The organism is Sphingomonas adhaesiva (genome assembly GCF_036946125.1).
GTDB lineage: Bacteria > Pseudomonadota > Alphaproteobacteria > Sphingomonadales > Sphingomonadaceae > Sphingomonas > Sphingomonas adhaesiva_A.
In genome coordinates this window covers 157,864-172,692 of sequence record NZ_JAQIJT010000001.1, presented here as the reverse complement: position 1 = coordinate 172,692, position 14,829 = coordinate 157,864, and the positions used below count along the sequence as shown (strand labels likewise).

The 14,829-nt window shown below is 71.7% G+C and carries 14 protein-coding genes and 1 riboswitch; of the genes, 10 read left to right on the top strand and 4 right to left on the bottom strand.

The genetic code is table 11. The annotated features are described in order from the left end of the window. The first annotated feature begins 127 nt into the window (after positions 1 to 127). The 5 genes from PGN23_RS00800 to PGN23_RS00780 all read left to right on the top strand — a co-directional run bounded on the left by PGN23_RS00800 (position 128) and on the right by PGN23_RS00780 (position 3,961). A complete protein-coding gene (locus PGN23_RS00800; RefSeq protein WP_335300904.1) occupies positions 128 to 1,480 on the top strand; it encodes a S41 family peptidase in 1,353 nt (450 codons plus the stop codon). A 190-nt stretch (positions 1,481 to 1,670) separates the two neighbouring features. Next, positions 1,671 to 2,150, top strand: coding sequence for a disulfide bond formation protein B (locus PGN23_RS00795; protein ID WP_335300902.1), 480 nt, complete (start codon positions 1,671 to 1,673; stop codon positions 2,148 to 2,150). Beyond that, positions 2,150 to 2,683: a demethoxyubiquinone hydroxylase family protein gene (locus tag PGN23_RS00790; RefSeq protein WP_335300900.1), complete on the top strand. Its 534-nt coding sequence runs from the start codon at positions 2,150 to 2,152 to the stop codon at positions 2,681 to 2,683. The genes PGN23_RS00795 and PGN23_RS00790 overlap by 1 nt, the downstream gene beginning before the upstream one ends. A gap of 5 nt (positions 2,684 to 2,688) precedes the next feature. Further along, positions 2,689 to 3,141 (top strand): hypothetical protein, encoded by a 453-nt coding sequence (locus tag PGN23_RS00785; RefSeq protein ID WP_335300899.1) that lies wholly within the window; start codon positions 2,689 to 2,691, stop codon positions 3,139 to 3,141. A 27-nt stretch (positions 3,142 to 3,168) separates the two neighbouring features. Next, a riboswitch (ZMP/ZTP riboswitch) is annotated at positions 3,169 to 3,252 on the top strand. A gap of 19 nt (positions 3,253 to 3,271) precedes the next feature. Continuing rightward, positions 3,272 to 3,961 carry a DJ-1/PfpI family protein gene (locus PGN23_RS00780; protein WP_335300898.1) on the top strand — a complete coding sequence of 230 codons (690 nt, stop codon included), beginning with the start codon at positions 3,272 to 3,274 and terminating at the stop codon, positions 3,959 to 3,961. A 68-nt stretch (positions 3,962 to 4,029) separates the two neighbouring features. Here PGN23_RS00780 and PGN23_RS00775 read toward each other — a convergent pair whose 3' ends face one another. Then, positions 4,030 to 4,662: a DedA family protein gene (locus PGN23_RS00775; RefSeq protein ID WP_335300897.1), complete on the bottom strand. Its 633-nt coding sequence runs from the start codon at positions 4,660 to 4,662 to the stop codon at positions 4,030 to 4,032. Between the two features lie 80 nt (positions 4,663 to 4,742). Here PGN23_RS00775 and PGN23_RS00770 point away from each other — a divergent pair, with 80 nt between their 5' ends. Then, complete coding sequence (locus PGN23_RS00770; protein ID WP_335300895.1) at positions 4,743 to 5,537, top strand: aldo/keto reductase; 795 nt, start codon at positions 4,743 to 4,745, stop codon at positions 5,535 to 5,537. Between the two features lie 201 nt (positions 5,538 to 5,738). On the opposite strand, the gene nudC is transcribed toward PGN23_RS00770, so the two are convergent. Genes nudC through PGN23_RS00755 form a run of 3 tightly spaced genes read right to left on the bottom strand, consistent with a single transcriptional unit; the run spans position 5,739 to position 8,994 of the window. Then, complete coding sequence (gene nudC, locus PGN23_RS00765) at positions 5,739 to 6,611, bottom strand: NAD(+) diphosphatase (RefSeq protein ID WP_335302043.1); 873 nt, start codon at positions 6,609 to 6,611, stop codon at positions 5,739 to 5,741. Positions 6,612 to 6,622: 11 nt separating this feature from the next. Continuing rightward, positions 6,623 to 7,957 (bottom strand): serine hydrolase domain-containing protein, encoded by a 1,335-nt coding sequence (locus PGN23_RS00760; protein WP_335300893.1) that lies wholly within the window; start codon positions 7,955 to 7,957, stop codon positions 6,623 to 6,625. Next, positions 7,954 to 8,994: an A/G-specific adenine glycosylase gene (locus tag PGN23_RS00755; protein ID WP_335300891.1), complete on the bottom strand. Its 1,041-nt coding sequence runs from the start codon at positions 8,992 to 8,994 to the stop codon at positions 7,954 to 7,956. The genes PGN23_RS00760 and PGN23_RS00755 overlap by 4 nt, the downstream gene beginning before the upstream one ends. A gap of 14 nt (positions 8,995 to 9,008) precedes the next feature. Here PGN23_RS00755 and PGN23_RS00750 point away from each other — a divergent pair, with 14 nt between their 5' ends. The 4 genes from PGN23_RS00750 to smc are packed head-to-tail and all read left to right on the top strand — an operon-like array spanning position 9,009 to position 14,402. Continuing rightward, positions 9,009 to 9,551 (top strand): DUF721 domain-containing protein, encoded by a 543-nt coding sequence (locus PGN23_RS00750; RefSeq protein WP_443019702.1) that lies wholly within the window; start codon positions 9,009 to 9,011, stop codon positions 9,549 to 9,551. Continuing rightward, complete coding sequence (locus PGN23_RS00745; protein ID WP_335300887.1) at positions 9,551 to 10,237, top strand: DsbA family protein; 687 nt, start codon at positions 9,551 to 9,553, stop codon at positions 10,235 to 10,237. The genes PGN23_RS00750 and PGN23_RS00745 overlap by 1 nt, the downstream gene beginning before the upstream one ends. A gap of 9 nt (positions 10,238 to 10,246) precedes the next feature. Further along, a complete protein-coding gene (locus tag PGN23_RS00740; RefSeq protein ID WP_335300885.1) occupies positions 10,247 to 10,984 on the top strand; it encodes a thioredoxin domain-containing protein in 738 nt (245 codons plus the stop codon). A 25-nt stretch (positions 10,985 to 11,009) separates the two neighbouring features. Further along, the gene (gene smc, locus PGN23_RS00735; RefSeq protein ID WP_335300883.1) at positions 11,010 to 14,402 is read left to right on the top strand and encodes a chromosome segregation protein SMC; all 3,393 of its coding nucleotides are present in this window, start codon (positions 11,010 to 11,012) and stop codon (positions 14,400 to 14,402) included. The last annotated feature ends 427 nt before the right edge of the window (positions 14,403 to 14,829 follow it).

Sequence of the window (14,829 nt, the reverse complement as noted above, 5' to 3'; positions counted from 1 at the left end):
GGGGGTTCAGGCGGCGATGCCCATGGTGGGCGGCGGATGCCGGTGCGGACGGACCCGCTTTGATCGCGCCCGCCTTTCCGCTACACCGGCTTTTCGCCTTCTTTCGTCGCAGGATCGATCCGATCGTATGAAGTCCAGACTGCTTCAGGCCGCCGCGCTGGTCACCGGAATCGCGATGGTCCCCGTCGCCACCGGGGCGATGGCCGCGGCCGACACCGTCAGTTACCGCGAGCTCGACAAGTTCCTCGACGTCTACAACCGCGTGAAGGCGGATTATGTCGACAAGGTCACCGACGAACAGCTGATGAAGGGCGCGATCGACGGCATGCTCGCCGCGCTCGATCCGCATTCCAGCTATGTCGACGGGTCCGATTTCGACAATCTGCGCATCCAGACGCAGGGGAGCTACGGCGGGCTGGGCCTGACCGTGTCGATGGAGGACGGCGCGGTGAAGGTCGTCGCGCCGCAGGAGGATACGCCCGCTGGGCGCGCCGGGATCAAGTCGGGCGACTATATCACGCATATCGACGGCAAGCTGATCTACGGCGGCACGCTGGACGAGGCGACGGCGCAGATGCGCGGGCGTCCGGGCAGCAAGGTGACGCTGACGCTGGTCCGCCCCGGCCGCGACAAGCCGATCGTCGTCACGCTGGTGCGCGAGGTCATCGTCCAGCGCCCGGTGAAATGGGAGGTGAAGGGCGACGTCGGCTATATCAACATCAACACCTTCTCCGAGCAGACCGGCGCCGACACGCGCGCCGCGATCATGGCGATCGACAAGGCGCTGGGGCATCGCCCGCTCGGCTATGTCGTCGACCTGCGCGAGAATGGCGGCGGGCTGCTGGACCAGGCGATCGCGGTCGCGGACTCGTTCCTGGAGCGCGGCGAGATCGTGTCGCAGCGTGAGCGCGAGGCGGCCAATACGCAGCGTTACTATGCGAAGCCGGGCGACGACGCGCACGGGCTGCCGGTGATCGTGCTGACCGATGCGGGCACCGCGTCCGCCAGCGAGATCGTCGCGGGTGCGCTTCAGGACCACCACCGCGCGCTGGTGATGGGCGAGCGGACGTTCGGCAAGGGATCGGTGCAGACGCTGTTGCCGCTGGGGCCGCGCACCGCGCTGCGGCTGACGACGGCGCGCTACTTCACCCCGTCGGGCCGCAGCGTGCAGGAAGGCGGGATCGAACCCGACATCCGCGTGCCCCAGCTGTCCGACCCGGATTACAAGAACCGCCCGGTGTTCCGCGAGAGCGACCTGCGCCGCCACCTCATCAACGAGATCAAGGCGCCCGACAATGCGGTGCTGGAGGAGGATGTGAAGGACGATCCGCGCTTCTCCGCCACGCCCGAGGCGCTGAAGAAGCAGGGGGTCGATGATTTCCAGCTGTGGTACGCGCTGAAGACGATCGCGCGGCTGGGCGGGGCGCAGCAGGTCGCCGCGGTGACGGCGGCGATGGCGAAGCCGGACGCGAAGAAGTGAGGGACGCGCAGGCGAAAGCGAACGGGACCCCGGGTCAAGCCCGGGGTGACGGGGCTCTAGCGGTAGCCTCCACCACCTCGTCACCCCGGACTTGTTCCGGGGTCCAGGGTTCCGCGCGATCAACGATCGTGAGGCGCGCGGCGCCCTGGAGGCCGGGACGAGCCCGGCATGACGGGGGAGGGCGGGCGGCATGACGCTTGCCTTGCGCAACGCGCGGCTGCTCGCGCTGCTCATCCCCGCCGCGCTGCTCGGCGGGGCCTGGGCGTTCCAGCTGATCGGCGGTCTGTATCCGTGCGAGATGTGCCATTGGCAGCGCTGGCCGCATTACGGCGCATTGGTCTTTGCCGCGCTCGCGTTCGTGACCGGCGGGCCGCGCGGCAAGGCGACGCTGGTCGCCGGCGCGGCGGCGCTGATCGCGATCTCCGGGCTGATCGGCGTCTTCCACGCCGGGGTGGAATATCATTGGTGGCAGGGGATCACGGCCTGCACCCAGACCGTCTCCACCGCCGGGCGCTCGACCGAGGAGGCGCTCAAGGACCTGCTCGCCGCGCCGATCGTTCGATGCGATGCGGCACAGTGGACGTTGCTGGGCATATCGCTGGCGGGGTGGAACGCGGTCGTCTCGCTCATCGGCGCCGCGCTGATCGCGATGCAGCTGAGGAGGCGGTGATGGGATGGAAGCCGGGCGATCGTCCCGCGGCGAGCGCTTCGATGATCCGCGTCGATCAGGCGGGCGAATATGGCGCGACGCGCATCTATGCCGGGCAGCTGGCGATCATGGGCCAGCGCTCGCCGATGGCGCGCAAGATTTCCGCAATGGCGTTGCAGGAGGAGCGGCACCGCGCCTTCTTCGACCGGATGATCGCGGAGCGCGGCGTGCGCCCGACGATCCTGCAACCGTTCTGGGACGTGGCCGGCTTCGCGCTGGGGGCGGTCACCGCCGCGATCGGGCCGGAGGCGGCGATGGCCTGCACCGCCGCGGTCGAGACCGAGATCGACAAGCATTATGCCGACCAGCTGGTCGAGCTGGGCGACAGCGACCCCGAGCTGTCGCACGCCATCGCCGAATTCCAGGCCGAGGAACTGGAGCATCGCGATACCGCGCTGGCGAGCGGCGCGGAGGATGCGCCCGCCTATCCGCTGATGTCCGCCGCGATCCGGCTGGGATGCCGCATCGCCATCGCCACCGCCAAGAGGATCTGACCCCGATGCGTGCTGTCGCCCTGCTGCTGTCGTTCGCCCTGCTGCCCGCAGCGGCGCTGGCGCAAAGCGGACCGCCGTCTCCCGATATGGTGCGCAAGCCGAAGACCGGGGGTCTGGCGGGCGGCGCCTCGCGCAGTGCGCCGGTCAACGGGGTACTGGTGCTCTATGGCAACGAGCGATGCCCGACGAACGCCAATGGCGAGGAAATCGTGGTGTGCTCGCGCCGTCCCGCCGAAGAGCAGTTCCGCATCCCCAAGGAGCTGCGCAATTTCGAGGTGACGCCCGAGAACCAGTCCTGGGCGACGCAGGTGCAGGCGAACCAGGAGGTCGGCAACGTCGGGGTCGGCACCTGTTCCACGGTCGGCGCGAACAGCGCGACGGGCTGCGTCGTGCAGAACGCCACGCGGTGGAAGCGCGAACAGCGCGCCGCGGCGAAGGGCGCCAACGATGTGCCGTGACAGGGTGCGGGCGGGCTGATAGCATCCGCCCGGTCGCGTGACTGGCGCATTCGCGGAGCACCGCGGGGAAGCGCGACCCCGACTTTTCCGCCGCGCGCCTGGGCACCCTCGTGACGAAGGAGCCTGTGGCATGACCGAGACGCTGCGAATCGCTTTCCTGCTGTTCCCCGACGTGACCCAGCTGGACCTGACCGGCCCGGCGCAGGTGCTGTCGCGGCTGGGCAATGCCCGGCTCGACCTGGTCGCCGCCACGCTGGAGCCGGTGCCGACCGACGCGGGCTTCTCGATCCTGCCCACCGCCACCTTCGACGAGGTGACCGCGGCGGACATTCTGTGCATCCCCGGCGGGTTCGGGACGATGCAGGTCATCGCCGACGACCGGACGATGGACTGGGTCCGTCGCATCGGGGAGGGGGCGACCTGGGTGACGAGCGTGTGCACCGGCTCGCTGGTGCTGGGCGCCGCGGGGTTGCTGCGCGGGTACGAGGCGGGGTGCCATTGGGCGCAACGACATATGCTGCCGCTGTTCGGTGCGGAGCCGGTGGCGGAGCGCGTGGTGGTCGACCGCAACCGCGTGACGGGCGGCGGGGTGACCGCGGGGATCGACTTCGCGCTGACGCTGATGGCGCTGATCCGCGGCGAGGCGCATGCGCGCGCGGTGCAGCTGTCGCTGGAATATGATCCCGCGCCGCCGTTCGATGCAGGCTCGCCCGAGCGCGCGGGCGTGGCGGCGGTGGAGGCCTATGAGAAGCGCGTCGCGCAGCTGGCGCCGGGGCGCGACGAGCGGCTGCGGGCGCTGGCGGCGCGGCGGGGGTTTTAAGGCGGGGGGGGGGGGGGGGGCACCGTCGTCATTGCTTCGCTACGCTCGCAGCGACGACGGTGCGGCAGTTATTCCGCCTTCTTCAGCCCCTTCACGCGGTGCCAGATGTAGAAGGCGATCGCCGCCACCAGCACCACGCCGATGACTGCATCGGCGCGGTGGAAGAACGCCTTCAGCCGGGGGTCGCTGTTCCACTTGTCGCCCAGCGTCGCGCCGATCCAGGCGAGCAGCAGGCAGAACGGCCAGCTGCCGACGAAGGTGTAGACGTGGAACGGGATCAGCTTCATCCGTGCGACGCCTGCGGGGAAGGCGATGAAGGTGCGGATCACCGGCAGCATCCGCCCGATCAGGATCGCCCACGTCCCCCAGCGGTTGAAGAATCGATCGGCGAGGTCGAGCTCGCCCGGGCCGATCAGGACGTAGCGGCCGAACTTCTCGGCCATCGGCCGCCCGCCGCGCCGCCCGATCTCATAGGCGACGATCGAGCCCAGGTTGCACCCCAGCGCGCCCGCGGTCGCGGCGAGCAACAGGTTCATCTCGCCGGTCGAGACCAGATAGCCCGCGAAGGGCATGATGATCTCCGACGGCAGCGGGATGCAGGCGCTCTCGATCGCCATCAGAAGGGCGACGCCCCAATAGCCACCGGCGCGGATCACGGAGACGGCGAACAGCGCCAGTGCGGCAAGGATCTTCTCGACCATGTTCGCGCCCCTGCGACAGACGCGCCGGAAAGGGAAGCGCGAAAGCGGGAACCGCACGCGCCAGCGACGGTTCGTGGCGGATGACCGACCTGACCCTGAACGACGGCCGCAGCATGCCCCAGCTGGGGCTCGGCACCTATCAGATCCCCGATTCGCAGGTGGCGCCGGTGGTACGCGCCGGGATCGACCTGGGCTTCCGCCTGATCGACACCGCGGCGCTGTATCATAACGAGCGCGGCGTCGGCGACGGGCTGGGCCATGACGACGTCTGGGTGACGACCAAGCTGTGGCACGACCAGCACGGCGACGCCGAAGGCGCGCTCGACGCGAGCCTGGCACTGCTAGGGCGCGAGGCGGTGGACCTGTACCTGATCCACTGGCCGCATCCCGCGGGCGGCAAGTTCGTCGAGGCGTGGAAGGGGCTGGTGGCGCTTCGCGAGGCGGGGAAGGCGCGGTCGATCGGCGTCTCGAACTTCCTGCCCGAGCATCTCGACGCGATCGTCGAGGCGACCGGCGTGACACCGGCGGTCAATCAGATCGAGTTGCACCCGACGTTCCAGCAGCGCGAGGTGCAGGCATACAATCGGGCGCACGGCATCGTGACGCAGAGCTGGAGCCCGCTGGGGCAGGGCGCGACGCTGAAGGACGAGCGGATCGTCGCCATAGCCGAGCGCGTCGGGGCGACCCCGGCGCAGGTCATCATCGCCTGGCATCTGGCCAAGGGGCTGTCGGTGATCCCCAAGGCCGCCGATCCCGACCATCTGGAGAGCAACTGGGGCGCGCGAAACGTCCGGCTGAGCGACGCGGACATCGCCGGGATCGATGCGATGGACGATCCCGACGGGCGGATGGGGCCGGACCCGCGGGAGCTTTGATATCGCCCTATGCCACCCCGGCGAAGGCGGGACCTTTGCAAAAACAGGTGCAACAGCACCGAGCCCACGCCGTGCTCCTGCGCAGGCAGGAGCCCAGGGCCCAGCACATCAACGCCTTATGGGACCTGCGACCCTGGGCTCCTGCCTACGCAGGAGCACGGTGTGGCCTTTTGCAAAGGCCCCGCCCTCGCCGGGGTGGTGCTACGCTCCCTCCGCCCAGGTCGCCAGCAGCGTGTGCGCGATGGCGTAGGGCGGGGGTGCGAGGAACGGTGCCTCTTCGCCTGCCAGCGCCGCGCGGACCTCGTCGCGCGTCACCCAGATCGCATCCTCCAGCTCGTTGGTGTCGAGCGTGAGCGTATCGTCGGCCGCGGTCGCGACGCAGGCGATCATCAGCTGCGACGGGAACGGCCAGGGCTGGCTCGCGATGTAGCGGACGTTCGTCACCTTTATCCCGGCCTCTTCCGAGATTTCGCGCGTCACCGCTTCCTCGATCGATTCGCCCGGCTCCAGGAAGCCGGCGAGCGCGGAGTAACGGCCGCGCGGCCAGGACGGCTGGCGGCCCAGAAGCGCGCGCCCGTCATGCTCGGCGATCATGATGACGACCGGATCGACGCGCGGGAAATGCTCGGTGCCGCAGCCGTCGCACTTCCGGCCCCACCCGGCGCGGAAGATCGCGGTCTTCACGCCGCAGCGCGCGCAGAACGGATGCCGCGCATGCCAGTCGATCAGGGAGCGGGCGGCGGCGAAGGTCGCCGCCTCGCCCGGCTGCATCTGGTCGAGCAATGCGAACAGGTTGGGGGAGCGGAAGGGCGGCGGCGCGGCCTGCCCCGGCATCACCGCGGCGAAGCGCGGGCGACCGTTGTCGAGCCCGAGCAGCACGAACTCCGCCTCGTCGGGCGCCTCGGTCAGCATGGTCCACGCGAGGCGGCCGTCCTCGGTCACCTCCGGCTCGAAATCGTGCAGCTTGAGCAGGCGCGCCTGCCAATTGCCCATCGCGCTGGCGAAGGCATCGGCATCGTGGCGCAGATGATCGGCGCGGTCGAGCAGGCCGCCGGTGAAGCCGGGCGCTGGAATGGCCGGGGCGATCACTTGAGCGCTCCCGCAGGCGTGTTCATCCGCGCCGCATCCGCCAACAGCGCGCGCGGCACCTCGGCGCGCAGCGGCAGCGAGCCGGGCGGGAAGATGTTGACCATCACCACGCCGCGCATGCGCCGCTTCGGATTGGCCCAGGCGACGGTGTTGGCCGCGCCGTCCCAGCCCCAGGTGCCCGCCATCACGCCGGGCTTGTCCGCGAGGATGACATAGCCGCCCGCGCCGTAGCCGGCGTTGGTGTTCGCGCCCGGCGTCACCCCGGTGAAGGTCACGCCCGGGGGCAGCAGGTTGGAGGTCGCAAGCGCGATCGTCTCCGGCTTGAGTACCCGGACGCCGTCCAGCGTGCCGCTGTCCTGTACCATGTGGAGGAAGCGGTCGTAGTCGCGCGCGGACGACACCAGCCCCGCGCCGCCATAGGGGAAGCTGGGGCGTTGCCGATAGGGAGATGTCGCCGCGGGGTCGATCGGCAGGCTCCGCCCGTCGACGACCGCGTAATTGGTGGCGAACCGGCTCGTGTCGCCTGCGGGCACGTGCCAGAAGGTCGAGGTCATCTGGAGCGGGTCCAGCAGCCGCGTCTGGACGAAGCGGTCGAACGGCATCCCGCTCGCCTTCTCGATCACCGCGCCCATGATGTCGAGGCCGATCGAATAATGCCACGTCGTCCCCGGCTCCGCGATCAGCGGCACGGTCGCGACGCGGTTGGCGAATTCCTCCAGCGTCTTGGGGCGTACCGCGCGCGCCTGCGCCTCGGTGGGCGCGTTGAGCTGCGCCGGCAGGATGCCGAGGCGCTCGTATTCCTTGAGCAGCGGTCCCTTGGCGTTGATGTTGTAGCCCAGGCCGGCGGTGTGGGTGAGCAGTTCGCGGATCGTGATCGGCCTGGTCGCCGGCTTCGACTCGAGCGACGTGTCGGGACTGGTCAGCACGCGCATGCGCGCGAAGGCGGGGAAGTATTTCGACAGCGGATCGTCGAGCCCGATCTTCCCCTCCTCGATCAGGATCATCGCCGCCATCGCGGTGATCGGCTTCGTCATCGAATAGATGCGCCACAGGCTGTCCGGCCCGGCGGCGGGGGCGGACGGGTCGTAGGCGATCCGGCCCGAGGCGACGAAGGCCGTCGGAGCGTCGCCGACCCCGAACGCGCCGACGATGCCGGGAACGCGCCGTTGCGCGACATAGCCGTCGAACAGCGCCTGCGTCGCGGGCAAGGCGGGGGTGACGCGGGCCTCGGCATCGCCGGGGAGGGCGGGCGCGGGGCGCGCCTGCTGCGCCAGCGCGCTGCCGCCGGCGGCCAGCACCAGCGTGGCGGCCAGCATCGATCTCGCCTTCATCGTTCCGCTCTCCTCACGATCCCGGCCGCCTTCGCGAACAAGGTGGGCAGCCCCGCCTCGTCCAGCCGCGCGATCGGCCACCATTCGCCTGTATTCACCGCGTGATGCGTCCGCGCGACCGCCAGCGCAAGGTCGAGCGTGAAATGGGTGAAGCCGTGGTGGACCCGCTCGTCCAGCACCTGCCACGCCGCATCCGCGGGGGCGTCGGCCAGCCCCGGCGGGGCATCGCTCCACGCGCCGGTGGGCAAGGCGCGCATCCCGCCGAGCAGCCCGGTATCGGGGCGGCGCACGAGCAGCACCGCGCCGTCGCGCTCCAGCCAGAAGATCGTGCCGTGGCGGTGCGGGCGCGCCGCCTTGGGCTTCCTGACCGGGAACGCCTCGGGCGCGCCGGCGGCGAGCGCGTCGCACGCAGTCGCGATCGGGCACAGCAGGCAGCGGGGCTTGCGCGGGGTGCAGATCGCAGAGCCCAGGTCCATCATTCCTTGCGCGAAATCGCCGGCGCGCGTGTCAGGCGTGATCGTCCCGGCGGCGGCGCGGATCGCGCGGCGGGCGCTGGGCAGGGGCTCGCGAATCGCGAACAGCCGCGCGACGACGCGCTCGACATTGGCATCGACGACGACCGCGCGCCGTCCGAAGGCGATCGCGGCGACCGCGGCGGCGGTATAGTCGCCGAAGCCGGGCAGCGCGCGCAGCGCGGCCTCGCTATCGGGCAGCCGTCCCCCGTGATCGCGCGCGATCGTGCGTGCGGCGGCGAGCAGGTTGCGCGCGCGGGCGTAATAGCCGAGCCCCGCCCAGGCGGCCATGACGTCCTCGTCGCCGGCCGCGGCCAGATCGGCGAAGGTCGGCCAGCGCCGGGTCCACGCGGCGAAGCGCGGGCGCACGGTGGCGACGGTGGTCTGCTGGAGCATCACCTCCGACAGCCAGACGCGGTACGGATCGGGCGTCTCGCCCGCGCGCGCGCGCCAGGGCAGGTCGCGGCGATGACGGTCGTACCAGTCGAGCAGCAAAGGGGCGACGTCGCGGCGCTTGGCGTCCATGCCCCGGCTATGGCATGGGGCGGCAAATGAGCAAGCGCGAGCGCGCCCCCACCCCGAAGCCGCCCAAGGCCGAGCCCGAGCGGCAGAACCGCTCGCGCGCGGTCGCCGAGCTGTTGCCCGCGATCGGCGGCGCGGCGTTTCGCAAATTCGGCTTCGTCCAGTCCGCGGTCGTGTCGCGCTGGCCCGAGATCGTCGGCGAGCGGCTGTCGGCGGTCAGCACCCCCGAATCGATCCGCTTTCCGATGGGCAAGAAGCAGGACGGCACGCTGACGCTGGTCGTGCGCGGCGCGCACGCACCGATGATGACGCACCTGACGCCGGAGATCATCGAGCGGGTCAACCGCTTCTTCGGCTATGGCGCGGTGGTGAAGGTCGCGATCCGGCAGGGCGAGGTGAGCAAGCGTCCCGAGCGGCGCGTCGCGCCGACGCTGGCGCCCGCGCCGTCCGAGATGGGCGAGAGCCTGAAGACGATCGCCGATCCCGAGCTGAAGGCGGTGCTGGAGGCGCTCGCCGCCGGTGTCGCCGCGCCCCCTCTCACCCTGCCGAAGGTCCGCTGATGCGCCGTTTCCTGCCCTTTGCGGCGCTGGTCCTGCTCGCCGCGCCGATCACCGCCGCCGCCCCGGCGCGGCCGTGGACCGCCGTCGTCACGCCGGTCGCCACGGGAAGCTACGTGACCGGCAATCCCAGGGCGGGCGTGAAGCTGGTCGAATATGTCAGCTACACCTGTCCGCACTGCGCGCATTATGCCGCCGAATCGAAGCCGGTCGTCACGTCGATGGTGCGCTCCGGTACGCTGAGCGTCGAGGTGCGCAACCAGGTGCACGACGGGCTCGACCTGATTGCGGCCACGCTGGCGCGCTGCGTCGGGCCGCGCGCCTGGCCGGCCTATCACGAGCGCGTCTTCGCCGATCAGATGCAATGGATCGAGCGTGCGGGCGAATGGGGCGAGGGCAATCGCGAGCGGATCGCCAGCTGGCCGCAGCTGGCGCAGATGAAGGCGATGGCCGAGGGCGCCGGGCTGACCGCGATCGCGCGCGCCGCGGGTGCCCCCGCGCCGGCGATCGACGCCTGCTTCGCCAGCGATGCCGCGGTGAAGCGCGTGCTGGCGGTGTCGGAGGCGACGAGCGCGGGGCCGCAGGGCGGGGTGCAGGGCACGCCGGCCTTCCGCATCAACGGCCGCCTGGTGCAGAATGTCGGCTGGGCCCAGCTGCAACCGCAATTGCGCGCCGCCGGCGCGAAGTGATGGAGTGACATGATGAAGCGTATCGCGATCCTCTCGCTGATCCCTGCGGCGCTGCTGGCGGCATGCGGCTCGGGCGGGGACGGCAACGTCGCCGCGCCCGCCAATTCGGTCGCGGCGGTCAGTGCGCCCGCCGGGCAGGACTGGACGCAGACCGTGGCCGCGACGCCGGAGGGCGGCTATGTGATGGGCAATCCCGACGCGCCGCTGAAGCTGGTCGAGTACGGCTCGCGGCTGTGCCCGACGTGCGGCGCCTTCGCCAACACCGGCATGCGCCCGCTGATCGACAATTACGTCAAAGCGGGGAAGGTGTCGTACGAGTTCCGCGAGTTCCTGGTCCACGGCGCGCCCGATTTCGCGCCCGCGCTGATCGGGCGCTGCGCCGGGGCGCAGCCGTTCTTCCCGATGCTGGAGCAGATGTTCGCCGAACAGCCGCAGGTACTGCCCAGGATGGAGGATGCAGGCGCGTTCCAGCAGCAGTTGCAGGGGCAGCCCCCGGCGAAGATCTTCACCGCCTGGGCCGAGAAGCTGGGCTTCATCGACTTCGCCAAGCAGCGCGGGCTGACCGAGGCGCAGGTCCGCGCCTGCCTGAGCGACCAGAAGCAGATCGATGCGCTGGTGAAGTATATGGACGCAGGCTCGAACGCGGGCGTCACCGGCACGCCGACCTTCTTCCTGAACGGGCAGAAGCTGGACAATGCGGTGACGTGGCAGGCGGTCGAGGGCGCGTTGAAGAACGCGGGCGCCTGACGCCCGGCGGCTGGCGGGGGGCGCGATGCGGATCAAGCGGCTGCGGCTGACGGGCTTCAAGAGCTTCGTCGACCCGGCCGACCTGCGCATCGAGCCCGGGCTGACCGGCGTCGTCGGCCCCAACGGCTGCGGCAAGTCCAACCTGCTCGAAGCGCTGCGCTGGACGATGGGCGAGAACAGCGCGAAGTCGATGCGCGGCGCGGGCATGGAGGACGTGATCTTCGCGGGCACCGCGACGCGTCCGCCGCGCGACTTCGCCGAGGTCGCGCTGCTGGCCGAGGTCGACGGCCCGGACGGCGCCACCGAAAGCGAGGTGGTGCGCCGGATCGAGCGCGGCGCGGGCAGCGCCTACCGGATCGACGGGCGCGACGTGCGCGCCAGGGACGTGCAGTTGCTGTTCGCCGATTCGGCGACGGGCGCGCATTCGCCCGCGCTGGTCAGCCAGAACCGGATCGGCGCGATCATTTCGGCGAAGCCCGGCGAGCGGCGGGCGATGCTGGAGGAAGCCGCCGGGATCGCGGGCCTCCACGTGCGGCGCAAGGATGCCGAGGCGCGGCTGCGCGCGACCGAGGCCAATCTGGCGCGGCTCGACGAACTGATGGCGGACCAGGCGACGCGCGTCGCGGCGCTGCGGCGGCAGGCGCGCGCGGCGGAACGCTATCGGCTGCTGTCGGAGCGGATCCGCGTGGCGGAGGCGCGGATGATCTATGCGCGCTGGCGCGATGCCGCGGCGGCGGCGGAGGCGGCGCGCGCCGAGGCGGCGGCGGCGGACCGCGCGGTCGCGGACGCGACGACCGCGGAGCAGGCGACGCTGGCCGCACAGCGCGACGCGGCGGCGACGCTGGCGGCCGCGCGCTCCGCGGCGCTGGCGGCGCGCGACCGGGCGGGCGAGGTGGGTCATCAGCTGACCCGCGCGCGAGAGCAGCGCCACGGGCTCCAGCGCCGGTTGCTGGAGATGGAGACCACCGCCAGGCGGATCGCGGAGGATCGCGCGCGTGAGGATGCGCTGGCGCACGACGCATCGGAGGCGCTGGCGCGGCTGGGCGAGGAGGCGGCCGACCTCGACCGCCGTATCGCCGAGGCGACCGCGGCGGTCCCTGCGCTGGAGCAGGCGCTGTCCGACGCGGAACGTGCGGCGCGCGATGTCGAGGTGACGCTGGCGCAGGCGCTGTCGGCGCAGGCGGCGGAGGCGGCGGAGCGGCGCGTTGCCGCCGCCGCGCTGGCGGCTGCGCAGGCGCGCCACGATCGCGCGGTGCGCGATGGCGAGCAGGTGACGCGTGCGCTCGCGTCCCTCGACGACCCGGCGGTGCTGGAGGCCGCGCGCGATGCCGCGGCGGCGGCGCAGGCGACGGCGCGCGAGCAGGCGGCGAAGGCGCGCGCGGCGCTCGACTGGGCGGATACCAGCGAGGCGGAGGCGCGCGAGGACCGCGATCCGGCGGAGGCGGCGCGCGCCGCGGCGATCGCCGCGCTCGCGGCGCTGGACGGCGAGGCGGCGGCGCTGCGCCGCGCCACGCGCGAGGCGGGCGACCGGCTGGTCGATGCGATCAGCGCGGAGCCGGGGTTCGAACGTGCGCTGGCGGCGGCGCTGGGGGACGATCTGGAATCCTCGCTGGAGGACTGGCGCGGGTCGGCGGTGCGCAAGACCGACCCGCCGGCGCCGGTGGGGACGCTGCCGCTCGCCGCGCGCGTCACCGCGCCGGACGCGATGACGCGGCGGCTGTCGCAGATCTTTCTGGTGGAGGCGGATTCGGGGCAGCCGCTGTCGCCCGGGCAGCGGCTGGTCACGCGCGAGGGGCGGCTGCGACGGTGGGACGGCTATATCACCACCGGCGGGGGCGCGGCGGCGGCGGAGCGGATGGAGCGGCGCAACCGGCTGGCCGCGATCGAGGCCGAGCGGCCCGGCGTCGAGGCGGCGGTGGCGCAGGCGACGCAGCGCCGCGCGGCGGTCGACGAGCGGATCGCGCGCGCGCGCGGTGCGGCGCAATCGGCGCGCGCGCTGCTGACCAGGGCGGAGGAAGAGGAGCGCGCCGCACAGCGCGAGGAGGATCGCGCCGCCGCGCAACTGGACCGGCTGGCGGAGCAGCGCCGGGACCTGACCGTCCGGGCGGAGCGTGCGGCGGCGGACGTCGCCGAGGCGGAGCGCGAGCGCGACGGCGCGCAGGCTGCGCTGGAGGCGCTCCCCGATGGCAGCGGCGCGGCGGGCGAGGTCGCGCGGTTGCAGGCCGAGGCGCAGGCGGCGCGCGCGCAGGTGGCGCTGGCGCGGGCCGATCGCACCTCGCACGACCGCATGCTGGCGACCGCGCGCGAGCGGCGCGCGGCGGGAACCGCGGAGGCGAAGGGCTGGCGCGCGCGCGCAGGCGAGGCGGCGCGGCGGATCGGCGACATGGACAAGCGCGCGGGCGATCTGGGCGCGGAGCTGGAGAGACTGGTCGATCGCCCGGCGCAGCTGACGGCGCAGATCGCGACGCTGGAGACCGCGCACCGCGAGACGCAGGAGGCGGCAGATGTCGCGCAGGCGGCGGAGCGGGATGCGGATAGCGCGGTACGCGCAGCCGATGCGGCGCAGGCGCGCGCGAACGAGGCGCTCGCCGCCGCCCGCGAGGCACGCGCGGGGGCGGCGGCGCGGGCGGAGAACCACGACCTGCGCCGTGTCGAGATGGGGCGGGTCGCGGGCGAACGGTTCGAATGTCCCGCCCCCGTGCTGCCGAAGAAGGCGGGGTTCGACAGCGGGTCGGTGGCCACGCCGCAGGCCGAGTCGCAGGCGCACGAGCGGCTGACGCTCGATCGCGAGCGGCTGGGGCCGGTCAATCTGGTCGCGGAGCGCGAACTGGCCGAGCTGGAGGCGACGGGCAGCGCGACCGCGGCGGAACGCGACGAGCTGGGGCAGGCGGTCAACCGGCTGCGCGGGTCGATCGGGACGCTCAACCGCGAGGGGCGGCAGCGGCTGCTGGCGGCGTTCGAGGCGGTGGACGGGCATTTCCGGCGGCTGTTCACGACGCTGTTCGACGGCGGGCAGGCGCATCTGGCGATGGTGGATTCGGACGATCCGCTGGAGGCGGGGCTGGAGATCATGGCGCAACCGCCGGGCAAGCGGCTGCAATCGCTGACGTTATTGTCGGGGGGCGAGCAGGCGTTGACCGCGGTGGCGCTGATCTTCGGGCTGTTTCTGACGAATCCGGCGCCGATCTGCGTGCTGGACGAGGTGGATGCGCCGCTGGACGATGCGAATATCGAGCGATTCTGCGACCTGCTCGACCGGATGACGCAGGAAACCGACACGCGGTACCTGATCGTGACGCACAATGCGGTGACGATGAGCCGGATGCACCGGCTGTTCGGGGTGACGATGGTGGAAAAGGGGGTGAGCCGGCTGGTGTCGGTGGACCTTCAGGCGGCGGAATTGCTGGCGGCGGAGTAGATCGGGTTCACGCGGAGGCGCGAAGACGCGGAGGTGTGGCGTCTGTTGCTGCGTTCCGAGCCGCCACGGGCGGCTCTCTTTTCTGGTTCGCGCAGAGCACGCGGAGGACGCAGAGGGTGGTGCCGATGCTCTCTGCGCATCCGCGTGAATCCTTTTATCTCGCGAAGACGCGAAGACGCGAAGATGGAGCGCTCGGGGGCGGCGGGGGCCTGTCTTCCTCTGCGTTCTCTGCGTACTCTGCGCGAACCAGTAAGGGCGCTCCGCCTTCGCGTCTTCGCGGCTTCGCGTGAATCCGATTCAGGCCGGCGCCGGGGTCGCTCCGAGCCGCCACGGACGGCTCTTTTTTTCTGGTTCGCGCAGAGCACGCGAAGGACGCAGAGGGCGGTGCCGATGCTTTCTGCGCCTCCGCGCCTCCGCGTGAATCCTT